The 24,478-nt window shown below is 58.6% G+C and carries 22 protein-coding genes and 1 pseudogene; 11 read left to right on the forward strand and 12 right to left on the reverse strand.

Going from position 1 to position 24,478, the window contains the following annotated elements:
* Nucleotides 1-39 precede the first annotated feature (39 nt).
* Together gcvT and ALO43_RS21795 are read left to right on the forward strand one after the other, a co-directional pair.
* Nucleotides 40-1,164 carry a glycine cleavage system aminomethyltransferase GcvT gene (gene gcvT, locus ALO43_RS21790; RefSeq protein WP_054998039.1) on the forward strand — a complete coding sequence of 375 codons (1,125 nt, stop codon included), beginning with the start codon at nucleotides 40-42 and terminating at the stop codon, nucleotides 1,162-1,164.
* Nucleotides 1,165-1,568: 404 nt separating this feature from the next.
* On the forward strand, nucleotides 1,569-1,781 hold the full coding sequence (locus ALO43_RS21795) for a cold-shock protein (protein WP_005891387.1): 213 nt from the start codon (nucleotides 1,569-1,571) through the stop codon (nucleotides 1,779-1,781).
* Between the two features lie 142 nt (nucleotides 1,782-1,923).
* Here the strand turns inward: ALO43_RS21795 and lptG are convergent, their stop codons facing one another.
* Together lptG and lptF are read right to left on the reverse strand one after the other, a co-directional pair.
* Nucleotides 1,924-2,985, reverse strand: coding sequence for an LPS export ABC transporter permease LptG (gene lptG / locus ALO43_RS21800; protein WP_024671328.1), 1,062 nt, complete (start codon nucleotides 2,983-2,985; stop codon nucleotides 1,924-1,926).
* Nucleotides 2,972-4,099 carry an LPS export ABC transporter permease LptF gene (gene lptF / locus ALO43_RS21805; RefSeq protein ID WP_024671329.1) on the reverse strand — a complete coding sequence of 376 codons (1,128 nt, stop codon included), beginning with the start codon at nucleotides 4,097-4,099 and terminating at the stop codon, nucleotides 2,972-2,974. Before lptF ends, lptG begins: the two co-directional genes overlap by 14 nt.
* A 317-nt stretch (nucleotides 4,100-4,416) precedes the next feature.
* Between lptF and ALO43_RS21810 the strand changes: the two are divergent.
* The 3 genes and pseudogenes from ALO43_RS21810 to ALO43_RS21820 all read left to right on the forward strand — a co-directional run bounded on the left by ALO43_RS21810 (nucleotide 4,417) and on the right by ALO43_RS21820 (nucleotide 6,836).
* Nucleotides 4,417-5,891 (forward strand): annotated as a pseudogene (locus tag ALO43_RS21810) (leucyl aminopeptidase).
* Between the two features lie 59 nt (nucleotides 5,892-5,950).
* Nucleotides 5,951-6,379: a DNA polymerase III subunit chi gene (locus tag ALO43_RS21815; RefSeq protein WP_024671330.1), complete on the forward strand. Its 429-nt coding sequence runs from the start codon at nucleotides 5,951-5,953 to the stop codon at nucleotides 6,377-6,379.
* A gap of 7 nt (nucleotides 6,380-6,386) precedes the next feature.
* Complete coding sequence (locus ALO43_RS21820) at nucleotides 6,387-6,836, forward strand: hypothetical protein (RefSeq protein ID WP_024671331.1); 450 nt, start codon at nucleotides 6,387-6,389, stop codon at nucleotides 6,834-6,836.
* A 17-nt stretch (nucleotides 6,837-6,853) separates the two neighbouring features.
* Here ALO43_RS21820 and ALO43_RS21825 read toward each other — a convergent pair whose 3' ends face one another.
* Nucleotides 6,854-7,933, reverse strand: coding sequence for an RHS repeat-associated core domain-containing protein (locus tag ALO43_RS21825; RefSeq protein ID WP_054998040.1), 1,080 nt, complete (start codon nucleotides 7,931-7,933; stop codon nucleotides 6,854-6,856).
* A 169-nt stretch (nucleotides 7,934-8,102) separates the two neighbouring features.
* Here ALO43_RS21825 and ALO43_RS21830 point away from each other — a divergent pair, with 169 nt between their 5' ends.
* Both ALO43_RS21830 and rlmF read left to right on the forward strand, forming a co-directional pair.
* Complete coding sequence (locus ALO43_RS21830) at nucleotides 8,103-10,949, forward strand: valine--tRNA ligase (RefSeq protein ID WP_054998041.1); 2,847 nt, start codon at nucleotides 8,103-8,105, stop codon at nucleotides 10,947-10,949.
* Nucleotides 10,950-11,094: 145 nt separating this feature from the next.
* A complete protein-coding gene (rlmF, locus tag ALO43_RS21835; RefSeq protein WP_005891377.1) occupies nucleotides 11,095-12,081 on the forward strand; it encodes a 23S rRNA (adenine(1618)-N(6))-methyltransferase RlmF in 987 nt (328 codons plus the stop codon).
* 133 nt (nucleotides 12,082-12,214) lie between these two features.
* Here the strand turns inward: rlmF and ALO43_RS21840 are convergent, their stop codons facing one another.
* A complete protein-coding gene (locus ALO43_RS21840) occupies nucleotides 12,215-12,496 on the reverse strand; it encodes an HU family DNA-binding protein (protein ID WP_002552279.1) in 282 nt (93 codons plus the stop codon).
* Between the two features lie 392 nt (nucleotides 12,497-12,888).
* Between ALO43_RS21840 and yejK the strand changes: the two genes are divergently transcribed.
* Both yejK and ALO43_RS21850 read left to right on the forward strand, forming a co-directional pair.
* On the forward strand, nucleotides 12,889-13,890 hold the full coding sequence (yejK, locus tag ALO43_RS21845) for a nucleoid-associated protein YejK (RefSeq protein WP_005891376.1): 1,002 nt from the start codon (nucleotides 12,889-12,891) through the stop codon (nucleotides 13,888-13,890).
* Between the two features lie 5 nt (nucleotides 13,891-13,895).
* Nucleotides 13,896-14,246 (forward strand): glutaredoxin family protein, encoded by a 351-nt coding sequence (locus ALO43_RS21850; protein WP_024671335.1) that lies wholly within the window; start codon nucleotides 13,896-13,898, stop codon nucleotides 14,244-14,246.
* A gap of 57 nt (nucleotides 14,247-14,303) precedes the next feature.
* Here ALO43_RS21850 and ALO43_RS21855 read toward each other — a convergent pair whose 3' ends face one another.
* From ALO43_RS21855 to ALO43_RS21890, 8 genes are all read right to left on the reverse strand, one after another.
* Nucleotides 14,304-15,236 (reverse strand): glutathione S-transferase family protein, encoded by a 933-nt coding sequence (locus tag ALO43_RS21855; RefSeq protein ID WP_054998062.1) that lies wholly within the window; start codon nucleotides 15,234-15,236, stop codon nucleotides 14,304-14,306.
* Between the two features lie 63 nt (nucleotides 15,237-15,299).
* Nucleotides 15,300-15,641: a GIY-YIG nuclease family protein gene (locus tag ALO43_RS21860; RefSeq protein ID WP_024691778.1), complete on the reverse strand. Its 342-nt coding sequence runs from the start codon at nucleotides 15,639-15,641 to the stop codon at nucleotides 15,300-15,302.
* A complete protein-coding gene (locus ALO43_RS21865) occupies nucleotides 15,634-16,125 on the reverse strand; it encodes a nuclear transport factor 2 family protein (protein WP_005891366.1) in 492 nt (163 codons plus the stop codon). Before ALO43_RS21865 ends, ALO43_RS21860 begins: the two co-directional genes overlap by 8 nt.
* Nucleotides 16,126-16,198: 73 nt before the next feature.
* Complete coding sequence (locus ALO43_RS21870) at nucleotides 16,199-17,428, reverse strand: CynX/NimT family MFS transporter (protein ID WP_005891364.1); 1,230 nt, start codon at nucleotides 17,426-17,428, stop codon at nucleotides 16,199-16,201.
* A 166-nt stretch (nucleotides 17,429-17,594) separates the two neighbouring features.
* Nucleotides 17,595-18,359, reverse strand: coding sequence for an amino acid ABC transporter ATP-binding protein (locus ALO43_RS21875; protein ID WP_005891362.1), 765 nt, complete (start codon nucleotides 18,357-18,359; stop codon nucleotides 17,595-17,597).
* Between the two features lie 10 nt (nucleotides 18,360-18,369).
* Nucleotides 18,370-19,467, reverse strand: coding sequence for an amino acid ABC transporter permease (locus tag ALO43_RS21880; RefSeq protein ID WP_005891360.1), 1,098 nt, complete (start codon nucleotides 19,465-19,467; stop codon nucleotides 18,370-18,372).
* A gap of 10 nt (nucleotides 19,468-19,477) precedes the next feature.
* A complete protein-coding gene (locus tag ALO43_RS21885) occupies nucleotides 19,478-20,659 on the reverse strand; it encodes an amino acid ABC transporter permease (RefSeq protein WP_054998042.1) in 1,182 nt (393 codons plus the stop codon).
* Between the two features lie 70 nt (nucleotides 20,660-20,729).
* On the reverse strand, nucleotides 20,730-21,758 hold the full coding sequence (locus ALO43_RS21890) for an amino acid ABC transporter substrate-binding protein (protein WP_024671340.1): 1,029 nt from the start codon (nucleotides 21,756-21,758) through the stop codon (nucleotides 20,730-20,732).
* A 483-nt stretch (nucleotides 21,759-22,241) separates the two neighbouring features.
* Between ALO43_RS21890 and ALO43_RS21895 the strand changes: the two genes are divergently transcribed.
* Both ALO43_RS21895 and rhlB read left to right on the forward strand, forming a co-directional pair.
* Complete coding sequence (locus ALO43_RS21895; RefSeq protein WP_005891356.1) at nucleotides 22,242-22,901, forward strand: alpha/beta hydrolase; 660 nt, start codon at nucleotides 22,242-22,244, stop codon at nucleotides 22,899-22,901.
* Nucleotides 22,902-23,016: 115 nt separating this feature from the next.
* Nucleotides 23,017-24,477: an ATP-dependent RNA helicase RhlB gene (gene rhlB / locus ALO43_RS21900; protein ID WP_162235615.1), complete on the forward strand. Its 1,461-nt coding sequence runs from the start codon at nucleotides 23,017-23,019 to the stop codon at nucleotides 24,475-24,477.
* The last annotated feature ends 1 nt before the right edge of the window (nucleotide 24,478 follow it).

A 24,478-nucleotide genomic window follows, 5' to 3' on the forward strand; every position in this document is an offset into this window, starting at 1 on the left:
CGGGCAATGCGGCATGGCCCGTCTACCAAGGAATTGAACATGTCTACTGAAACCCTGTTGACCACGCCTCTGCATGACCTGCACCTCGAACTCAGCGCCAAAATGGTGCCTTTCGCTGGCTACGATATGCCGGTTCAGTACCCCGCTGGCGTGATGAAAGAACACCTGCACACTCGCGCTCAGGCCGGGCTGTTCGATGTATCGCACATGGGTCAGATCCGCCTGAGCGGCGCCGATGCCGCCAAATCGCTGGAAACCCTGGTGCCGATGGACATCATCGACTTGCCGGTCGGCATGCAACGCTACGCCATGTTTACCAACGAGACCGGCGGTATTCTCGATGATCTGATGGTTGCCAATCTCGGCAACGATCAACTGATGCTGGTGGTCAACGCCGCCTGCAAGGATCAGGACCTTGCTCACCTGTGCAAGCACCTGGCAGGTCATTGCAAGATTGAGCCGCTGTTCGAGGAGCGTGCCCTGCTCGCGCTGCAGGGTCCGGCCGCTGTTACCGTCCTGGCACGCCTGGCCCCCGAGGTCGCGGGCATGACGTTCATGCAGTTTGCCAGTGTCAAGCTGCTGGGCATGCAATGCTACGTCAGCCGTTCGGGCTACACAGGCGAAGACGGCTACGAGATTTCGGTCCCTGCGGAACACGCTGAAACCCTCGCCCGGTGTCTGCTGAAAGAGCCGGAAGTAGCGCCGATCGGTCTGGGCGCGCGCGATTCCCTGCGCCTGGAAGCAGGTCTGTGCCTGTATGGTCATGACATGGATGCGCAAACCTCGCCGATTCAGGCCAGCCTGCTGTGGGCAATATCGAAGGTGCGACGCGCCGACGGCGCGCGCGCTGGCGGTTTTCCGGGCGCCGAACTGATTTTTGCCCAGCAAGCCAACGGCGTGGATAAAAAACGTGTCGGCCTGCTGCCTCAGGAACGCACGCCAGTCCGGGAAGGCACGCAAATCGTCGATGAGCAGGATTCGGTTATCGGCAAGGTGTGCAGCGGTGGCTTCGGGCCAAGTCTCGGCGGCCCGTTGGCGATGGGTTACCTGCACAGCGATTACACAGCGCTGGATACACCTGTCTGGGCGATGGTGCGCGGCAAGAAAGTGCCCATGCGGGTTAGCAAAATGCCTTTCGTTGCGCAGCGTTACTTCCGCGGCTAAATAAAGGCGTCAAAAAAACAGCTCTGTGAATGTCAGCAACTTCGCTGTTTCCAGTACTCCCGACACTCGGAAACAGCGCATTAATAAATAGACGAAAAACGCACCTATAAAGTGCAAAAAGTTATATCGGTTTTCTGAATGCACTGTATGAGTGAGCGCCTGCTCACCGCGCCAAAGCCCCGGAAACAGGGTCCCGGAGCGGTAAACATCAGGGACTTGTTTTTGTAACTGAAGTTGGCGTAGAGTTTCCGGACTGTGTTTGCATGGGTCGCTGAATCTGGGCCTGGGCAGTAGCTCTAGGTTGCTACAACCCGCTCTACGTTTCTTACTTCCTGCAACCAGCCCCAGTGCTTTCTTGTTTGAGAAAGGCTGTCACTAATTAAAGCGTCAAAGGAAATAAGACAATGGCTGAACGTCAGAGCGGTACCGTCAAGTGGTTCAACGACGAGAAAGGTTTCGGTTTCATCACGCCTGAGAGCGGCCCGGATCTGTTCGTACACTTCCGCGCTATTCAGGGCAACGGCTTCAAGAGCCTGAAAGAAGGCCAGAAAGTGACCTTCGTTGCCGTACAGGGTCAGAAAGGCCTGCAGGCTGACGAAGTACAGGCTGAAGGCTGACTCCTACTCAGCTTCGGCTACACACAAAAGCCCTTGGCATTGCTGCCAAGGGTTTTTTTATGGGTGCAATCTGTTCTCTACGCGCGTAACAGGCGCCTATGAAAAAGCCGACTTGATGTCGGCTTTTTCAATCCTGCGGACGTTACCCGGCGCGACGCAGCAACAGCAAGCCGGCCAGCGCACACGCCGCGGCAGGCAGCAGTACCGCCAGCAACGGCGGGAAGCCGAACAACAGACTCGATGGGCCGAGCAGGTCCTGAATGATGCGGAAAGTGAAACCGACCACAACACCGGTGAACACCCGCTGCCCCAAGGTGACCGAACGCAGCGGGCCGAAGATGAAAGAGATCGCCATCAGAACCAGCGCCACGGTCACGGCAGGCTGCAAGACCTTGGTCCAGAACGCCAGCCAGTAACGGCCATTGCTCAGCCCCTGATCGGCCAGATAGTGGGCGTAGCTCCAGAGCCCGCTGATCGACAGAGACTCGGGTGGCATGATCACGGTGCTCAGCAGTTGCGGGCTGAGCGACACATCCCAGCGCTCTTCCGGTGTATTGATGACTTGTGTGCTGCCTTCATTGAAATGCGTAGTGCTGACGTCCTTCAATTCCCAGTAGTCGGTCTTGAAATGGGCCTCTTTGGCGAAGCTCGAGGTCAGCATGTGGCGCTGATCGTCGAAGCGGTAGCGCGTCACACCCAGCATCAGCCCGTTGGGCTGCACGGTATTGATGTGAATGAACTCGTCACCCTGACGATGCCACAGACCATGCCTTGCGCTCTGCGCATCACCCGAGCCCTGAGCCAGCGAACGCGCTGCCTGAGCCTGGTTTTCAGCGTAGGGCGCTACGTACTCGCCTACCAGCACACCGGCAACCATCAGGAACAGCATCGGCTTCATGACCGCCCAGACAATACGCCCGATGGACACACCGGCGGCACGCATGATGGTCAGTTCGCTGCTGCTGGCCAAAGAACCCAGGCCGATCAGGCAGCCGATAAGGGCTGCCATCGGCAGCGTGTCATAGACGCGCCGTGGTGCGGTCATCAGGACGTAGCTGAGAGCATCCGCAAGCGTGTAGGTGTCATTGATATCGCCCATCTCGTCGATGAAGGCGAACAGCGAAACCAGTCCCAGAATGATCCCCAATACCGCAAGAATCGCCAGAAATACGCTTTTACCGATGTACCGATCAAGCTTGACCACGAGTCACCTCCGTGACACTACGACGACTCGCCATCTTCAGACGCAGAGGCTCCCAATAGAACAGCACCAGACCAATGCACAGGTAAATGGCATGCACCCACCACATGCCGAGGCTGAGCGGCAGCTTGCCCTTCTCGAGCGAGCTGCGTACCGAGATCAGAATGGCCAGATAAGACATGTACAGAAGGATGGCCGGCAGCAGCTTGAGGTAACGGCCCTGACGCGGATTGACCCGTGACAGGGGAATCGCCATCAGCGTCACGATGAACACTGACAGCGGCAACGAAATGCGCCATTGCAACTCGGCCACGTTACGCGGCGTGCTGCTGCCGACCAGTTCGCTGGTCGGGATGGCTTCGCGGTCGGTGATTTCTTCACTGATTTCAGGCTTGGGCAACGCCGCGCCGTAGGTGTCGTACTTGACCACGCGATAATCGGCAGCGCCCGGATTGCCGTCGTAGCGATAGCCGTTTTCGAGGATCAGGAAGCGACTGCCATTGGGCTGGACCTCTTGGTGGCCCTTCTCGGCGACCAGCACGGTGATGCCGTTGTCCTTGCTCTTGTCGCTGGACATGCGCTTTTCGGAAATGAACACACCGCCCAGTTGCGAACGGTCTTCCGACAATTCTTTGGTGTAGGTGATACGCGTGCCGTCACGCAGCGCCTGGAAGCGGCCCGGTACCAGCGTATCGAACTCGGTCATGGCGTCCTGCTGATTGATCAGCAGCGAAAACTGCGTAGCGCCCTGCGGTGCCAGGCTGAAACTCAGCCAGGCGACCACCAGCCCGACCAGCGCAGCCGGCCCCATGGTCATGGCGAGCAGACGCTGCTGGCTCATGCCGGTTGCGGCCAGCACGGTCATTTCGCTTTCCAGGTACATGCGGCCGTAGGCCATCAGGATTCCGAGGAACAGGCCCAACGGCAGGATCACCTGCAGAAAGCCCGGCAGGCGAAAGCCCATGATCATGAACAGCACGCCCGGATCAAGCGCACCGGAAGCGGCTTGCGCCAGGTACTTGATGAAGCGCCCGCTCATGATGAACACCAGCAATACGGCGCTGATCGCGCTCAGGGTAAGCAGCACTTCTCGGGACAGATAACGGAAGACAATCAAACCAGACACTCCAGAGTTGTCAGGCTCAGGCAGCCAAACAGGGAAAATTGTGAGCCACGGCAACCAGAAATTCACGCCGGCAAAAGGCGTGGGCATCAAAAAATATGCGGCATTATCCTGTGAATGTACGTTTCTGTCACTGCGCACCGGGGATAGTTCGCAGATACACGTAAAGCAGCCAGCTTTGCGGGGTTGTCAGCAGTCATGCAGCAGGGTCAAACTGCAGGGCTTATCGCAGGCATCGCCTCTGAAACACATCGGCCGTGCAGCGTACGTCATTCATACAGCGATTCTCATCGCCTACTCGGGGACCCCACATGGAATTGGTTGTTAAAAGCGTAAGCCCAGAAACCTTGAAAACTGCAACGCTGGTGGTCACCGTCAGTGAAAGCCGGGTGCTGGCCGGTACAGCGAAGACTGTCGACATCCTCAGCGGCGGCGCCATTTCCGCATTCCTGAAGCGTGGCGATCTGGCGGGCAAATCCGGCCAGAGCCTGTTGCTGTCCGGGCTGCCTAACATCAAGGCAGAACGCGTACTGCTGATCGGCACCGGCAAGGACGGCGACCTGTCGGACCGCCAACTGAAGAACTGACGTGCCTTAAAGGCCTGGGCGGCAGTGATGCTGCGATTGCTCTCGATGACCTGTCCGTGAAAAACCGCGACACCTACGGCAAGGCTCGCTTGCTGGTCGAAGCACTGGCAGATGGCGAATACGTCTTCGACCGTTTCAAGACCCAGAAAGCCGAAGCCCGTCCGTTCAAGAAAATCACCTTGCTGACTGACAAGGTCAGCGTGGCTGATGTCGAGCGCGCGGCCACTCATGCTCAGGCGATTGCCACCGGCATGGCGCTGACCCGCGACCTGGGCAACCTGCCGCCGAACATCTGCCACCCGGTCTATCTGGGCGAAGAAGCCAAGGCGCTGGGCAAGGCGCACAAGAATCTGAAAGTGGAAGTCCACGACGAGAAGAAACTTGCCGATTTGGGCATGGGCTCGTTTCTCGCAGTGGCCCAGGGCAGCGCCCAGCCACCTCGCCTGATCGTCATGAACTATCAGGGCGGCAAGAAAGGCGACCAGCCTTTCGTGCTGGTCGGCAAAGGCATCACCTTCGACACGGGCGGTATCAGCATCAAACCCGCTGCCGGCATGGACGAGATGAAGTTCGACATGTGCGGCGCTGCCAGTGTGTTCGGCACCCTGCGCGCCGTACTCGAACTGAAACTGCCGATCAACCTGGTGTGCATTCTGGCCTGCGCCGAGAACATGCCAAGCGGCACCGCCACGCGACCGGGCGACATTGTCACCACCATGAGCGGCCAGACAGTCGAAATCCTCAACACCGACGCCGAAGGCCGCCTGGTGCTGTGCGATGCACTGACCTACGCCGAACGTTTCAAGCCACAGGCGGTGATCGATATCGCAACCCTGACCGGCGCCTGCGTGGTTGCATTGGGCGGCCATACCTCCGGCCTGCTGGGCAATAACGATGCGCTGATCAATCAGTTGCTCGACGCGGGCAAGCTCGCGGATGACCGTGCATGGCAACTGCCGCTGTTCGACGAGTATCAGGAACAGCTGGACAGCCCGTTCGCCGACATCGCCAACATCGGTGGCCCGAAAGGCGGCACCATTACGGCGGCCTGCTTCCTGTCACGCTTCACCAAGGCTTATGACTGGGCTCACCTGGACATCGCCGGCACTGCGTGGCTGAGCGGCGGCAAGGAAAAAGGCGCCACCGGGCGTCCGGTTCCTCTGCTCACTCAATACCTGATCGACCGCGCTGGCGTTTAAGTAAAGCAACCCTGGCGTATCGGGCTGCCCCCTGATACGCCACAGGTTCCGGACCGCACATGACCCAAGTCGACTTTTACATTCTGCCCAGCGCCGATCCAGCAGCGCGCCTGGACTTTGCCTGCAAGCTCACGGAAAAGGCCTGGCGCCTGGGCCACAAGGTTTATCTGCATTGCAGCAATGCAGCGCAGCGTACCGACCTTGATGCCCGGCTCTGGCGTTTCAAGGGCGAAGTGTTCCTGCCCCACGGCGACGCCGAGAGCGATCACGATGCCGCAGTGGTGCTGGGCCTGGGCGATGACTCGGGCACGCATCAGGACCTGCTGGTCAATCTGGACTTGAACATTCCGGCGTTCTTCACCCGCTTTGCCCGCGTGGCCGAAGTGGTTGTCGAAGACCCGGCCATACGCCTTGCCGCACGCGAGAGTTTCCGTTCCTACCGGGAACGAGGCTATCCTCCGCAAGATCACCGACTGCAGCGTCTTTGAGGACACGATGGACACTTCAAAAAAAGCTGAATCCGCGCATTTGCTGGACGACCTTGAATCGATCCGCCAATTGCTCGGCGAAGACTCCACTCATTCCACCCTGCCGAACGACCCCGCTCGCTCTGAAGGTCAGATCCCGCTGCTGTTCGACGTGGTCGGCGCCCGCTCCGACACCGCGCATCGACAGGACTTCGACGAAGACGATATTCCGACCCTGACGCTTGATGCGCCTGATGCGCAAGTCGAGCAAGTGCAGCAGGCTCAACAGGCATCCCCTGCCCCCCAGCCTCAGGCGTTGCCCAATCCCGATGCGTTGCTGCATCTGGATAACGAGTTGCGTGCCGCTGCGCAGTTGATCATGCAGGATGTGATCGACGACTTCGCCCCGCACATCGAAAACGAAATCAAGCGGCGGCTGGAGGCAAGGCTGGAGCGGCTGTTGGCGCAGCAGAAGTGAACTGTGCGGTTCGCGAGTCACAGTTGGGAGCGGATTCTGGTTGCCAACTGTTGCATCCCTCTGCGCTCAAGGGTGAGTGAATTCAACTTTTTGTTCAGTCCTGCCAACTCGTTCACTGCCCAATCAATATTTTCTAATATGTCGGGATTCTTCGCGTACAACTTCCTATCACCATCGACCTTAGCCTTAAAATCTTTGTAGGTGGCACGCGGCCGCATCGTCACGCTATCAAGAAAAACCTGCACGTCATTATCAACCCTCGCAACATGAGCACTCAAATTTAGATCGGTACGCCTCGCTACGTCACCAATATGTGCTCTGACATGTTCTTTGTAGAGGGCGTTATTCCCGGGCACGCCCGTTCCGCTTTGCAAATTGCGTTGAATGGTCAACAGTGCGCTTGGATCGTCTGTATCGATCTTGGGAATATTTAACAACCCGTATATTTTCTCACGCATCGTACGGGATGTTTTACTCAGTGAAACCAGATCCGATGGGGGCAGGTGCTTGATCACCTGACTGAACATTTCATTCGGTAGTTTATGAAAATAAAAGCCCGTGAGTCTTGGCGCATGCCCACCAGGATCACTCCTGTTCACCGGATCGCCCTGACAATACGCATATGCATTCATGCCTCCCCGCCCGAATGGGCTCAGGCTGTCCGGGCTATTGAACCGCATCAGCACCGGATTGAAAGCCCGATAGCCGTTACCCAGCAAGTAATGCCCGGTCACAGGGTCCGGGCGCTCTCCGTTGAAGCCCGACATGGGGCTGCTCTGCAAGCGATGTCCATAAGGGCTATAGGCCAGCGAATGCTGCCCCTGCGAACTCACCGCTTGCAGCACAGTGCTTTGCAGGTCGGTGCCCAGCAGGTCCAGACGGGCGCTTGTGCCGCCAGTCTTATACTCTGCAAGCAAGTGTCCTTGGCTGCGAAATACACGACGATGCACCGCGCCCTGTATCTCGACGGTCAGACGGTTCTTTTGATAAAAACGCGACACTGCGCCCTTCACCCCGGGATCAACTACGGCTATCCGGTCCAGCGCGTCGTAGCGATATCGACACAGTATGCGGCTGCTTTCAGGTGTCTCGTTCATGGCGGTGTGCGCCCGGCAATCAAAGGTTTGAATAGCGGATAATGCTCCCTCGCCCACTCGCCGCCTACTGACAGATCTGCCAGTTGTGGCCCGGCGCTTATGGCTTGTCGCTTGCCGTCAGGTCTATACTTACCGGTTTCCGAATCAATGCCACAGGTTCCCGCCGCGCATGGACAAGACTTACCAGCCGCACGCCATCGAAACTTCCTGGTATCAGACCTGGGAGTCCGAGAATTACTTCGCTCCGCAAGGCGTGGGTGACTCGTACACCATCATGATCCCGCCGCCGAACGTCACCGGCAGCCTGCACATGGGCCACGGTTTCAATAACGCGATCATGGACGCGCTGATCCGTTTCCGTCGCATGCAGGGTCGCAACACGCTGTGGCAACCGGGCACCGACCACGCCGGTATCGCCACGCAGATGCTGGTGGAGCGTCGTCTCGAAGCTCAGGGCGTGAGCCGCCATGAGCTGGGCCGCGAAAAGTTTCTCGACAAGATATGGGAATGGAAAGCCGAGTCCGGTGGCAATATCAGCCGTCAGATCCGCCGCCTGGGTTCGTCCGTCGACTGGAGCCGTGAACGTTTCACGATGGACGACGGCTTGTCCGAGGCCGTGAAAGAGGCGTTCGTGCGCCTGCATGAAGACGGTCTTATTTACCGTGGCAAGCGTCTGGTCAACTGGGACACCAAGCTGCACACGGCGATCTCTGACCTCGAAGTGGAAAACCACGACGAAAAAGGTCACCTGTGGAACCTGCGCTACCCGCTGGCTGATGGCGCAAAAACCGCCGAAGGCCTGGATTACCTGATCGTCGCCACCACCCGTCCGGAAACCATGCTGGGTGACGCGGCCGTTGCCGTGAACCCGCAGGACGAGCGTTACCAGGCCTTGATCGGCAAGTTCGTCGAACTGCCACTGGTAGGCCGTCGCATCCCGATCATCGCGGATGATTACTGCGACCCTGAATTCGGCACCGGCTGCGTGAAAATCACCCCGGCCCACGATTTCAACGACTACGAAGTCGGCAAGCGCCACAACCTGCCGCTGCTGAACATTTTCGACAAGAACGCCGCCGTTCTCGCGGTAGCCCAGGTGTTCAACCTTGATGGCACACTGAACGAAAGCGTCGACGGCGACCTGCCTGCGGCCTATGCCGGCCTGGATCGTTTTGAAGCGCGCAAGCAGATTGTCGCTGCGTTCGATGCTGCCGGACTGTTGGTCAGCGTTGATGACCACGCCCTGAAGGTGCCGAAAGGCGACCGCTCCGGCACCATCATAGAACCGTGGCTGACCGACCAATGGTACGTGTCCACCAAGCCATTGGCCGAGCCTGCGATTGCCGCTGTCGAGGACGGCCGCATCGCGTTCGTGCCCAAGCAGTACGAAAACATGTACTTCTCGTGGATGCGTGACATTCAGGACTGGTGCATCAGCCGTCAGCTCTGGTGGGGCCACCGCATTCCGGCCTGGTATGACGAGTCCGGCAAAGTCTATGTCGGTCGTGACGAAGCCGAAGTCCGCGCCAAAAACAACCTTGGCCCGGAGATCACGCTGCAGCAGGACAACGACGTACTCGATACCTGGTTCAGCTCGGGCCTGTGGACCTTCTCCACGCTCGGCTGGCCGGAAAAGACCAAGGCACTGGAAACCTTCCACTCAACCGACGTGCTGGTTACCGGCTTCGATATCATTTTCTTCTGGGTCGCCCGGATGATCATGCTCACCATGCACCTGGTGAAGAACGAAGACGGCACGGCGCAAGTTCCGTTCAAGACTGTTTATGTGCACGGCTTGGTACGTGATGGCCAGGGCCAGAAGATGTCCAAGTCCAAGGGCAACGTCCTCGACCCGCTGGACATCGTTGACGGTATCGACCTCGAAACCCTGGTAGAAAAGCGCACCAGCGGCCTCATGCAGCCGCAACTGGCGAAGAAGATCGAGAAGCAGACCCGTCAGGAGTTCGCTGACGGCATCGCCAGCTACGGCACCGACGCGCTGCGCTTCACCTTCTGTTCGCTGGCCTCCACGGGTCGCGACATCAAGTTCGACATGGGCCGCGTCGAAGGCTATCGCAACTTCTGCAACAAGATCTGGAACGCCGCGCGCTACGTGCTGGACAAGGGCGAAGACTGCGGCCAGAACGGCGAAGCTGTCGAACTGTCGCTGGCTGATCGCTGGATCATCTCGCAACTGCAGCGCACCGAAGCCGAGGTGACCCGTCAGCTGGATCAGTTCCGTTTCGACCTCGCGGCGCAGGCGCTGTACGAGTTCATCTGGAACCAGTATTGCGACTGGTATCTGGAGCTTTCCAAGCCTGTGCTGTGGGACGAAACCGCGCCGGTCGAACGCCAGCGCGGCACGCGTCGCACGCTGGTTCGCGTGCTGGAAGTCGCGCTGCGTCTGGCGCACCCGTTCATGCCGTTCATCACTGAAGAAATCTGGCAGCGCCTTGCGCCGCTGGCCGGCGTGCAAGGCAAGACCATCATGCTGCAAGCCTGGCCGGTGGCCAACGAAGCACGCATTGATCAGGCTGCCGAGGATGACATCGAATGGCTCAAGGGCCTGATGCTCGCCGTGCGTAACATCCGTGGTGAAATGAACATTGGTCCGGGCAAACCGCTGCAACTGTTCCTCAAGAACGTCAGCGCCGAAGACCAGCGTCGCCTGAGCGAGAATGACTACCTGCTCAGGAAGCTGGCCAAGCTCGAGTCCATGACTGTGCTGACCGATGGTGCCGAAGCGCCGTTGTCCGCCACCGCTCTGGTCGGTGACATGGAAGTGCTGGTGCCAATGGCCGGGTTGATCGACAAGGGCGCCGAACTCGCACGCCTCGACAAGGAAATCCAGCGCCTGCAGGGTGAAGTGCAGCGTGTGGGCGGCAAGCTGTCCAACGCAGCCTTCGTCGACAAGGCGCCGCCTGAAGTGATCGCCAAGGAACGCGCCAAGCTGGCCGAAGCCGAACAGGCTCTGGGCAAACTGGCCGAGCAGCACGCACGCATCGCCAGCCTGTAAGGTGGCCAGACAAGCCAGCCCATAATATGGGCTGGCTTTTTGTTATCTGAAGTTTCTCTACTGACTTATTCTCGAGCAAGGCGTATTACCGGCTTGCTCGAGAATAAGCCGGACAACTCAACATCACGGCTGAAAAATCGAACCCATGACCGATACCCGGAAACCACCGCGCAAAAAGCCTCAGCGCCCGGCAAAACCAGCAGCGCCACGCGAAAAGGCCACTTTGCACCCGCGCAATCGTCATCAGGGGCATTACGATTTTCCGAAGCTGATCAAATCCAGCCCCGAGCTGGCAGCATTCGTGATCCTCAACCCCTACGGCAAGGAAAGCATCGACTTTGCCAATCCGCAGGCAGTGCGGGTGTTCAACCGCGCATTGCTCAAGGCGTTCTATGGCATCGCGCATTGGGACATCCCGGCAGATTACCTGTGCCCGCCCATTCCGGGCCGTGCGGACTACCTGCATTTCCTCGCCGACCTGCTGGCCGAGGACAATCAGGGGGTAATCCCACGCGGGCCGTCGGTCAAGGCACTGGATATCGGCACCGGGGCCAACTGTATTTACCCGCTGTTGGGGCACAGCGACTATGGCTGGGAGTTTGTCGGTTCGGACATTGACAGCGTAGCCATCGCTGCAGCCACCACAATCGTCAAAGCCAACGGCCTGCACAAGGCCATCAGCGTGCGCCAGCAGGCCAATCGCAAACAGATCCTGCTAGGGTTGCTCGACAACAGCGAACGCTTCCACGTGAGCCTCTGCAACCCTCCGTTCCATGCCTCACTGGACGAAGCACAACGCGGTAGCCAGCGCAAATGGCGCGCACTGGGCAAAGCCGACCCCAAGCGCAAACTGCCGGTACTCAATTTCGGCGGTCAGTCCCAAGAGCTGTGGTGCGAAGGCGGCGAAATAGGTTTCGTGACGCAACTGATCCAGGAAAGCGCGAAATTGCCTGCCCAGGTGGTCTGGTTCAGCACACTGGTGTCCAAGGCATCCAACCTGCCGCCTATCCAGAGCGCTCTGAAAAAAGCCGGCGTGCTTGAGGTGAAGGTCGTGGAGATGGGCCAAGGCCAGAAACAAAGCCGCTTCGTGGCCTGGACCTTTCTCGACAAGGCACAGCGTACACCCCACTGATCTCGCCGCCGCACCGCTGCTTGGCGTGAGGAACAATGGTGTCAGGGCTGGCGCGTGAGGGATGAGTAGCGCGCGCCCACAAAAAAGCCGTGCCCGGTTGACCGGCGCACGGCTTTTTACAGCAAGCGGATGCTTACTTGTTGATCGAGTCAGTCAGCACTTTGGCTGGTACGAACTTGATAACTTTCTTGGCAGCGATTTCGATGGCAGCGCCAGTCGAAGGGTTGCGGCCAGTGCGAGCTGGACGCTCTGCAACTTTCAGCTTGCCGATACCTGGCAAAGTGATTTCCACGCCGTTTTCCAATTGGTCGGCAACAATTTGGCCCAATTGCTCAAGAGCATTACGCGCGGTGGTTTTTGGCGCGTCGATGGCTTCAGCGATATCGGCGATCAATTGGTCTTTAGTAAGAGCCATGGTGGTGTTCCTTCCCTATCAAATTCATTTGGATTGCAGAGCGCAACGTCGGCCCGTGGCCAGGCAAAGAACCTGGCCACCCGCTAGCAGCCACGATTAATCGCGAAAGTGTAGATACTGAAACCTGGCAATGGTTCGACCTACGTGTGCGCTAACTGCATGCTTGACGCGCTAAGTGCGCAAGACCGCGCAAAACTAGCACAGAGCCGGGCAAATATCCGCCTCTACCTATCCTTTTGGTCAGGTTTTAGTGGTAATCGCACAAAAAACGCTCAACACACACACACTGTAGGCGAAATCCCGTCAGCCCGGAGGTCACTGACGTATGCGTGCGTTACACTTGGCGCCTGCAACGAGCTGCACGCTCTTCACCCTTTTCAACCGAGACGCCCATGCCGATCCGTCACTGCATCGTTCATCTGATCGAAAAAAAACCCGACGGTACGCCCGCTGTTCTCCATGCCCGCGACTCCGAACTCGCTGAGTCCCAGGCCATCGAGAACATGCTGGCAGACCTCAACGAAAGCTATAACGCCAAACAAGGCAAAGCGTGGGGCTTGTTTCATCCCGAGTCCGGCGCGCATCCCTTCAGCGGCTGGCTGAAGGAATACATCGACGGCGGCAGCGACTTCACCGCGTTCTCCCGGGTGGCCGTCGAACACCTGCAGAAGCTGATGGAAGAATCCAACCTGTCAGTGGGCGGCCATGTGCTGTTCGCGCATTACCAGCAAGGCATGACTGATTACCTGGCCATCGCCCTGCTGCACCACAGCGAAGGCGTGGCTGTGAATGCCGAGCTGGACGTGACCCCGTCCCGGCATCTCGACCTTGGCCAGTTGCACCTCGCCGCGCGAATCAATATTTCCGAGTGGCAGAACAACAAACAGTCCAAGCAATACATCTCGTTTATCAAGGGCAAGAACGGCAAGAAGGTCTCGGAGTATTTCCGCGACTTCATTGGTTGCCAGGAAGGTGTGGACGGTCCCGGCGAAACCCGCACGCTGCTCAAGGCCTTCAGTGACTTCGTCGAAAGCGAAGACTTGCCCGAAGAGTCGGCTCGCGAGAAGACCAAGACGCTGGTCGACTACGCCAGCAGCCAGAGCAAGATGGGCGAGCCTATGGGCCTGCAAGAGCTCTCCGAGCTGATCGATGAAGATCGACCTCGAGCGTTTTACGATCATATTCGTAACAAGGATTACGGCCTGTCGCCGGAAATCCCGGCGGACAAGCGCACCCTGAACCAGTTTCGCCGTTTCACCGGTCGTGCAGAGGGCCTTTCGATCAGCTTCGAAGCGCACCTGTTGGGCGACAAGATCGAGTACGACGAAACTGCAGGCACCCTGATCATCAAGGGGTTGCCGACCCAGCTGACCGACCAGTTGAAGCGACGGTAACCAGCATGCTGATGCGCACCCTCAAGAAGTTTGCCCTGATCATGCTCGTGGTGGTCATTTACCAGAACTGGGGCAGAATCGAAAACTTCGTCAATCCGCCCCCGGCGGACGTCGCACAGAGCTACAGCCAGGCAAGGGTGGTGATGTACGCCACCGAATGGTGTGGCTACTGCAAACAGACGCGGCGTTTTCTGGACAGCAAAGGGATTGCGTATCAGGAGTTCGACATCGAGAAGTCCGAGGAAGGCCGCAAGGCCTATGAGGCCTTGGGCGGACGAGGCATCCCGCTGATCGACGTGAACGGCACACTCATCCGCGGTTTCGCCCCGGATGAGATATTGGCGGCCTTGAAATAGGCCACCGTGGCTATCGGCCAGTACTCTGCGTCGGCATGTCGTTCAGGACGCTCTAAGTCAGCGCTTCTCGATCCGGTACCCCATTCTCGGGAAGTGTACGTGTACAGCACCCGCACGATCGTCCTCGCGGCGCAGGATCAGCTCTTCGCGCCCTGAAAACACCAGCTCGCCCTCAACCGCTTCAACGCCATAATCGACCGCGGCAATGGCAACCTTGTCACCCGCCTTGAAGCCGCTCGGGTCAACCAACACTTCGTCGGGCAGCGGCGCAGGCGTGGCGTTTCTGGCGATGTCGATGGCCTCGGTCGAACTCAGGTCGGTAAATGTGCCGTGACCAAAGCCCAGAACGCGATCCAGCCAGACGCTGACGCTTGGGTAATCATCGACGAATGGCGCCGTCACGGCTGTTTGCTTGAGAAACCACAGCGTGTGGGCGACCGAGAAATCAGCAATCGAAGGTTCGCCGAACAAAAAAGCACCACCACGTGAAAGCTGTAGCTCGAGCCGCGACATAAGTGTCGGCCATTGATGTTTGACCTGCTCGACCGGCGGACGAGACGCCGTACCACCGTTGAACAGCGTCGAGCGATCGGCAATGAAGGCTTTGGCAGCATCTGCTGGCACTTTGGCAAACCGCACCGCCATTGATTCAGGCTGAAACACTAGGCTCACGGCGTGCATGAAAAGCACCGAATCGGCCCAGGCAGCCAGACCGGCCACCGCAAATTCCTGACCTTGCGGGAAAAACGCGGGCGAGGCCTTTTCCTGCTCCAGACGCCGCGCCATCAATGCCGTGTCACAGTAGATATCCGCACCGGCCTGCAAAACTGGCGTTCTGCGATAGCCGCCAGTCAGTGCGGTCAGGTCAGGCTTGGGCATAATCGAAGGGATGGTCACCGAGCGCCATGCAAGGCCTTTGAAACCCAGCATCAGACGGGCTTTTTCGGCGAACAGCGACGTGGGGTAATGGTGAAGAATCAGTTCGGACATGTTCAGCCTCTGCGCAGGTGGAAACATTCAGCTTAACGCCCTGCGCCCTGCCCGCCCACAGGCTCAAACTGATGGGACGCCATCACGCGCATGAATCGGCAGTTTTGCGTAGCTGGCTACCAGTGACTCCTTGGCGCTTTTTCTCAGCTTTTTGATCAACCGCTCGTGGCGCAGCGCTTCTCCCTTGCTGGGCCATTGTTCAACGTAAACAAGCGCAGTCGCCGGACTGGAACAGAAAAAGCGCGCACCCTTGCCGCTTTGGTGCGCGGCGAAGCGTCGCTGCGGATCGTCGCTGATGCCGCAGTACAGCGAGCCGTTGGCAGCTCGCACCAGATAGACAAACCAGGGCTTGGCGGTTATCTGCTCGGCAACCTGAGCTGTGGCATCAGTCAAAACCTCAGGCACGGCGGCTCTCGGTAAAGGCCTTCAGGCCCTTGAGCGCCTGGGCCCTGACTGCATTGCGTACCAGCGGCGTCCAGCCAAGCAGCAGGCCTTTGACGCCCAGGGCTTGCCTCGACCAGCGCCACATATCGAAATGATCGCGATGCTCGCAGATCTTGCCATCGCGAAACACGAAGCGAGCCTGAATGTCATTCACCACCGTGCGCCCGGTCTGACTGAACAGATAAGTCGCCACCCAATGGGCACTGCCCGCACGATCGTCAGCCCGCACCTGATCGAAGATCACCGAAAAGTCCTTCGCCTTCGAGGTCAGCATGCGCCACATGTCGCTCACCTGAGGCCCTCGCAATTCGCCAAACGCAGGGTCACTGAACACCACGTCTTCGGTGTAGCAGGCACTCATTGCCTCGGCATCCAGCTGCGCGAACGCTTCATAAAAACGGGCGATCAGTGCGCTGTTGGCCTGACTTTCTTCTTCGTAACTCATGCGTGCAAATCCCTTGGCGATTTATCCGTGCACGATAAGCGGCGCAGCGAAAAATGGCGAGGGGTTGATGGCCTTATACTTTCTCGCTGCTGACCTGCACATGCAGCGCTCGACCGGCGCCCATGCCAGCAATCATCGCGCCCAGGCCCAGTACGGCGAAAATCCAGCCAATCGCGTTCCAGCTGCCGGTCATGTCGTGTACCACGCCCACCGCAAACGGGCCGGTCGAGGCAATGGTGTAGCCAAAGCCCTGCGCCATGCTCGACAGGTTGGCTGCCACATGGGAATCCCGTGAGCGAAGAACGATCAAGGCCAGCGCCAGACTGAACGTGCCGCCCTGCCCGATTCCGAGCAGGATCGCCCAGCCCCAGAGCCCGCCCAGCGGCGCGTACAGGCAGCCGAACAGGCCGGTCAGGGTCAACGACATGACCAGCATGATCGCCAGGCGTTGGTCTTTCCCGCGGGTCGCCAGATACGGTACGGCCAGAGAGCTGATGACCTGCGCAATGATCGAGCCGGACAACAGCAACCCGGCCTCGGTCGGTGTCATACCGCGGCCGATGAGGATAGACGGCAACCAGCCGAAAACGATGTAAGACAGCGACGATTGCAGCCCCATGTACAGCGTGACCTGCCATGCCAGCGGGTCACGCAGCAAACCGCGCACTCGATAGACGTCGCGATGCGTGCCATGTACTTCGCGCGTTTGCGGTAACCAGAAGAACGCAGCGATGAGCGCAGGAATCAGCCAGAAACCCAGGCCAATCTGCCAGCTTCCATCGAAGTACTGGCTTAACGGTACGGTCGAACCTGCGGCAATCGCAGCGCCCAGGCACAGCGCCATGGTGTAGACCCCGGTCATTGCACCGGCCTTGTGCGGGAAATCGCGCTTGACGATACCGGGCAGCAACACACCGATCACCCCAATGCTCGCGCCTGCCAGCAGGCTGCCACCAAACAGCCCGACTTCGCCAGCCAGGCTACGCAGCGCCAAGCCGCCTGCCAGCGTCAAAAGCACCATCAACACCACACGCTCGCTGCCGAAACGACGGGCCAGAATCGGTGCCAGTGGCGCAAACAGACCCAGACACAGCACTGGCAATGTGGTCAGCAGGCCAGCTTCGGCTGCCGACATGCCGAGGCTTTCGGACACGTTATTGAGCAGAGGCGCAATACTGGACAACGCTGGGCGCAGGTTGAGCGCTACCAGCACCAGGCCCAGCAGCAAAAGCCAGGGACGCTTCAGGACAGGATGGGGTTGAGCAGGATTCGGTTGAGGGCTGGATTGAGCCTTGGCAGTCATCGGTTTCTCGGTAATCAGGTATGTCGACCCGTTTCAGGGGGGCGGTATCCTGTTGGAGAATCGTCTTGAATACAAGGTTCAGCTGAAATTGCACACAAGGCCGACAGCAAAAGACGGCCCAAAAAAACCGGGCGCCTGGCCCGGTTTGCTGTGCAGCCTCTGCGACTCAGTGAATGATCTGACTGAGGAACAGCTTGGTACGGTCGCTTTGCGGGTTGTCGAAGAAGTCGTTTGGCGCGGCCTGCTCGACGATTTCGCCCTTGTCCATAAAGATCACCCGGTTCGCCACGGTGCGGGCAAAGCCCATCTCGTGAGTCACGCAGAGCATGGTCATGCCTTCTTCCGCCAGGCCGACCATGGTGTCGAGTACTTCCTTGACCATTTCCGGGTCCAGCGCCGAGGTCGGTTCGTCGAACAGCATGATTTTCGGCTTCATGCACAAGGCACGGGCAATCGCCACACGCTGCTGCTGACCGCCGGAAAGCTGACCCGGAAACTTGTGGGCCTGCTCCGGAATACGCACACGCTCCAGATAGTGCATGGCGATTTCTTCGGCTTTCTTCTTCGGCATCTTGCGTACCCACATCGGTGCCAGCGTGCAGTTCTGCAGGATGGTCAGGTGCGGGAACAGGTTGAAATGCTGAAACACCATGCCGACTTCACGGCGGATGGTTTCGATCTGCTTCAGATCGGAAGTCAGCTCGGTACCATCAACGATGATACGACCCTGCTGGTGCTCTTCCAGACGGTTGAGGCAGCGAATGGTAGTGGATTTGCCCGAGCCCGACGGGCCGCACAGCACGATACGCTCACCCTGGCGGACGTTCAGGTTGATGTCCTTGAGCACGTGGAACTGGCCGTACCACTTATGGACGCCCTCCATGCGGATCATGCCTTCAGCGCCCAGAGGCTTATTGATAGCTTCACTCATCACAAAACTCCTAACGCTTGTGGCCTGTGTCCAGCTTACGTTCCAAATGCATGGAATAGCGGGACATACCGAAACAGAAGATCCAGAACACCAGGGCCGCGAAGACGTAGCCTTCGGTGGCCATACCCAGCCAGGCGGGGTCGGCGGTGGCTTGCTTGACGCTGTTGAGCAGGTCGAACAGGCCGATAATGATCACCAGACTGGTGTCTTTGAACAGGGCAATGAAGGTGTTGACGATACCGGGGATGACCATCTTCAACGCCTGCGGCAGAATCACCAGGCCCATGCTGCGCCAGTAACCGAGGCCCATCGCAGAAGCGGCTTCGTACTGACCTTTAGGGATGGCCTGCATGCCACCGCGCACCACTTCGGCGATGTACGCCGACTGGAACAGGATGACGCCGATCAGCGCCCGCAGCAGTTTGTCGAAGTTCATCCCCTCAGGCATGAACAGCGGCAGCATGACCGAAGACATGAACAGCACGGTAATCAACGGCACGCCGCGCCAGAACTCGATGAACGTCACGCACACCACACGCACAGCCGGCATGTTGGAGCGACGGCCGAGCGCCAGCAGGATACCCAACGGCAAGGCACCGACGATACCCACGGTGGCAATCACCAGGGTCAGCATCAGGCCGCCCCACTGGCTGGTCGGTACGTTGGTCAGACCGAACACGCCGCCGTGCAGCAGGTAAAACGCGACGACCGGGTAGATCACCAGGAAGCAGATGCCGTAGACAGCCTTGCGCTGAAACTTCGAAATGAACAGCGGCGCAGCACCGACAATCGCCAGGATTGCAGTCAGATCGACCCTCCAGCGCAGTTCATTGGGAAAGTATCCGTACATGAACTGGCCGAATCGCTGCTCGATGAACACCCAGCAGGCGCCAGCCTTGGTGCAGTCCTCCTTGGTGGTGCCGACCCAGTTGGCATCCAGCAAGGCCCAACTGAGAATCGGCGGCACGATCAGATAGATCAGGTACAGCGAGAGCAGGGTCAGCAGGGTGTTGAGCCAGCTGGAGAACAGGTTCTGCCGCATCCACGCCACCGGGCCGAACACTTTGCCCGGTGGTGGCATATCAGGTTTGAAAGTATGAGTTGTCATGCGCGTTTCCTCACCGCTCGATCAGCGCAATGCGCTTGTTGTACCAGTTCATCAGCATGGAAATGCTGATACTGATCGCCAGGTACACGCTCATGGTGATGGCAATGACTTCAATGGCTTGGCCGGTCTGGTTGAGCACCGTACCGGCGAACAGGGAAACCATTTCCGGGTAACCGATGGCCGCTGCCAGCGAAGAGTTTTTCGCCAGGTTCAGGAACTGACTGGTCAACGGCGGAATGATCACCCGCAGAGCCTGCGGAATGATGACCTTGCGCAACGTCGGCCCAGGGCGAAGCCCCAGTGAACGGGCAGCTTCGGTCTGACCGTGGCTGACCGACTTGATACCCGACCGCACGATTTCAGCAATGAACGCTGCGGTGTAGATGGTCAGTGCCAGGGTCAGGGAAATCAATTCCGGGATCAGCACCCAGCCGCCCGTGAAGTTGAAGCCTTTGAGCTGCGGCAACTCCCAATGCACCGGGCTGCCGAAAATCAGCATGCTCAGGCCGGGAATGACCAGCAATAACGCCAGGCCGACCCAGAACTTGTGGAACGGCTGGCCAGTGGCTTCGAAACGCTTGTTGGCCCAGCGCACCATCATCACGATCGCGATCACTGCGACCACCAGACTGATCAGAAATGCCCAGGCACCTTCGGCAGGCAAGGCTCTGGGCATGTTGAGCCCGCGGCTGCTGACGAAGAACATGTCCAGATAACCATGCGCCTGACGCGGACCGGGCAGCGTCAGGAATACAGCGGTGTACCAGAACAGAATTTGCAGCAATGGCGGGATGTTGCGGAAGACTTCTACATAAACGGTTGCCAGCTTGCTGATCATCCAGTTCGGAGACAGACGAGCGACGCCGATGATGAAGCCCAGCAAGGTCGCCAGGACAACACCGATAACCGACACCAGCAGGGTATTCAGCAGGCCGATGACGAACACACGTGCATACGTGTCCGATTCGGTGTAGTCGATCAGGTGTTGAGCAATACCAAAACCGGCACTGTTCTCTAGAAAACCGAAACCCGAGGTAATACCACGGTGTTGCAGGTTGGTCTGGGTATTATCGAATATGAACCAGCCCAACGAGATCACCGCCACGACAGTGATGATCTGAAATAACCACGCGCGCACTTTCGGATCGCTCAGCGTGAGCTTTTGCTTGGGTGCGACGATTTGCTTTTCCATGAAAGGCCCCAGGAAAAATCCAACAGAACAACGCCCGACAGGCTGGAAAGCCTGTCGGGCGCCGGGTCAATCAACGAATCGGTGGAGCGTACTGGATGCCGCCGGCATTCCACAGAGCATTCTGGCCACGCTTGATTTTCAGCGGGGTGTTTTCGCCCAGGTTGCGTTCGAACACTTCGCCGTAGTTGCCGACTTGCTTGACGATCTGTACGACCCAGTCCTTCGGCAGTTTGAGGTCCTTGCCGTAAGTACCGTCGGCACCCAGCATACGGGCTACGTCAGGGTTCTTGGTCGACTTGGCTTCAGCTTCGACGTTCTTGGAAGTGATCTTTGCTTCCTCGGCGTTGAGCATTGCGAACAGGGTCCAACGAACGATCGAGAACCACTCTTCGTCGCCTTTACGTACGACAGGGCCCAGAGGCTCCTTGGAAATCACTTCAGGCAGAACAACGTAATCGTCTGGCTTGGCCAGCTTGCTGCGCTGTGCGTAGAGCTGCGACTGGTCGGAGGTCAGTACGTCGCAACGGCCGCCTTCCAGCGACTTGGCGCTTTCATCGGAGGTGTCGAAGGTGATCGGGGTGTATTTCAGGCCGTTCGAGCGGAAGTAGTCGGAAACGTTCAGCTCGGTAGTGGTACCGGCCTGGATGCAGATGGTCGCACCGTCCAGTTCCTTGGCGCTTTTGACGCCCAGCTTGTTGTTCACCAGGAAGCCGATACCGTCGTAATAAGTCACGCCGGTGAAGACCAGGCCCATGCCCGCGTCGCGGGAGCTGGTCCAGGTGGTGTTACGCGAAAGGATGTCGATCTCGCCGGATTGCAGCGCAGTGAAGCGTTCCTTGGCGTTCAACTGGCTGAACTTGACCTTGGTAGCGTCGCCGAATACAGCAGCGGCTACTGCGCGGCAGACGTCAGCATCGATACCGGTGATCTTGCCGGTAGAGTCCGGAACGGAAAAGCCCGGCAGGCCGTCGCTGACGCCGCACTGTACAAAGCCTTTCTTCTGGATTGCGTCAAGGGTGGCGCCTGCATTGGCAGCCCCGGCCACACCGAATGCGGCAAGCGCCGTGACAACAGCAAGGGTGGATTTCAACATCTTCATTCAAAAACTCCAGTTTGCTCTTTGTTGTGTGGAAGCTTCAGCCGCATCGCACCTTTGTGAGGCGCTTATAACCCGTGCTGGCTTATTTTTGGGTCATGCGGTACCGAGTATGAATATCGAGTCTGCCGCAGGATCGCCCTGCAATTGCTTTTCGTCATTCAGAATCGACCCCGTGGACTGAAGCCTCATGATTTCCCGAACCAGAGAGGTACGGGTCGAACCGTGCCGCGAATCCTGACGCAGGAACTCCCGGGCCGCTTTTCGATCGCTACAAGTAATAGCCTTATAGTGTTACCGAACGATGAGAATGCCTAGACTCCAGCTCTGCTGTAGCAAAGCCCGTACCAGCATGCTGGCGATGTCGAATTAGCGGCAGGTCAAGACAAAAACTTGTAACCTTGCGACATCTTCTTTCATTTTTAATCTATCTGCGCACCTTATTAAAGCGCCATAAACGCGCCCGCGCACACAAATGGAGCAGTCATGAGTGAGCCACTAGTCATCCAACCCTCCGGCACCGCAGATGCGTGCGTCATCTGGCTGCATGGACTGGGCGCCGACCGGTACGATTTTCTGCCGGTCGCTGAAGCCCTGCAGGAAACGCTGCTGACTACCCGCTTCGTTCTGCCACAGGCGCCGACACGCGCCGTGACGGTCAACGGCGGCTATGAAATGCCTAGCTGGTACGACATCAAGGCCATGAGCAGCGAGGCTCGCGCCATTGATCACGACCAAATGGACGCCTCGGCGCAGAGTGTTCTGGAGCTGATCGAGCAACAGCGGGACAGCGGCATAGACCCGGCGCGGATATTTCTCGCAGGGTTTTCCCAAGGCGGCGCAGTAGTGCTGCATACCGGCTACAAGCGCTGGCAGGGTCCACTGGGTGGCGTGCTTGCCCTCTCCACTTATGCCCCGACATTCAGCGCCCAGATGCAATTGTCGGCCAGCCAGCAACGCACACCGGCGTATTGCCTGCACGGTCAGCACGACGAGGTGGTCCCCAATGCGATGGGACGCACCGCTTACGAGCATCTGCTGACTCAGGGTGTAACCGCACAATGGCAGGAATACCCAATGGGCCATCAAGTGTTACCGCAGGAAATTCATGACATCGGTGTCTGGCTCGCTGAAAAGCTTCGCTAAGACCGGTTTTTCCTCTCGGGACGGACCGCTTCTGTAGCTCGCCAAGGATGGCACTACGCCGAGCACGGTTCTTGCTTTACACTCCCCGGCGTACATTCCTTAACCAATTGACGAGATGACCGTGCTCAAAGCACTTAAAAAGATGTTCGGTAAGAGTGACGCTGAGCAACGCGCGCCTATACCGACAGCCTCCATCCCTGCTTCCCCTTCGCCTGACAACGGCGCCCCACCGGATCATGCTGTCCAGACTCAGGCTCTGGACACCGTCGCCGAGCACTCCAAAGTCACAGCGCCGCGTGCCGACAAGCCAAGGGCCGAGCGCCCACGTCGCGAACGTGTGACCAAGCCGCCTGCGCCGGAATGGAAACTCGAAGATTTTGCCGTAGAACCGCAGGAAGGAAAAACCCGCTTCCACGATTTCAACCTGGCTCCCGAGCTGATGCACGCTATTCAGGACCTGGGCTTTCCGTATTGCACGCCCATCCAGGCAGGCGTGCTGGGCTTCACCCTCAAGGGCAAGGACGCAATCGGCCGCGCCCAGACCGGCACCGGCAAGACCGCTGCATTCCTGATCTCGATCATCGAGCAACTGACCCAGACGCCACCACCGGCCGAGCGCTACATGGGTGAGCCCCGCGCGCTGATCATCGCGCCGACCCGCGAACTGGTGGTGCAGATCGCCAAGGACGCCGCCGACCTGACCAAGTACACCAACCTGAACGTCATGACCTTCGTCGGCGGAATGGACTTTGACAAGCAGCTCAAGCAGCTTGAAGCGCGCCACTGCGACATTCTGGTAGCCACACCTGGCCGCCTGCTGGACTTCAACCAGCGCGGCGAAGTGCATCTGGACATGGTCGAAGTGATGGTCCTCGACGAAGCCGACCGCATGCTGGACATGGGTTTCATCCCGCAGGTACGGCAGATCATTCGCCAGACCCCGCACAAGGGCGAACGCCAGACCCTGCTGTTTTCCGCGACATTCACCGAAGACGTGATGAACCTCGCCAAACAGTGGACCACCGAGCCTTCCATCGTCGAGATCGAGTCGCTGAACGTTGCCAGCGATAACGTCGAGCAGCATATCTACGCCGTGGCCGGTGCCGACAAATACAAGTTGCTGTACAACCTGGTGACCGACAACGGCTGGGAACGGGTCATGGTCTTTGCCAATCGCAAGGACGAAGTACGCCGCATCGAAGAACGCCTGGTGCGCGACGGCGTCAACGCTGCGCAATTGTCAGGCGACGTGCCGCAGCACAAGCGCATCAAGACCCTAGAAGGCTTCCGCGAAGGCAAGATTCGCGTGCTGGTCGCCACGGATGTAGCAGGTCGAGGCATCCACATCGATGGCATCAGCCACGTGATCAACTTCACCCTGCCGGAAGTGCCGGACGATTACGTCCACCGCATAGGCCGTACCGGTCGTGCAGGTGCCGACGGCGTCTCGATCAGCTTTGCCGGCGAAGACGATTCGTATCAGCTACCCTCCATCGAGGAAAAACTGGGCCGCAAGATCAGCTGTGAAACACCGCCGACTCACTTGCTCAGGGCCGTGGTACGCAACAACGCCTGAC

It is taken from the genome of Pseudomonas tremae (assembly GCF_001401155.1).
GTDB lineage: Bacteria > Pseudomonadota > Gammaproteobacteria > Pseudomonadales > Pseudomonadaceae > Aquipseudomonas > Aquipseudomonas tremae.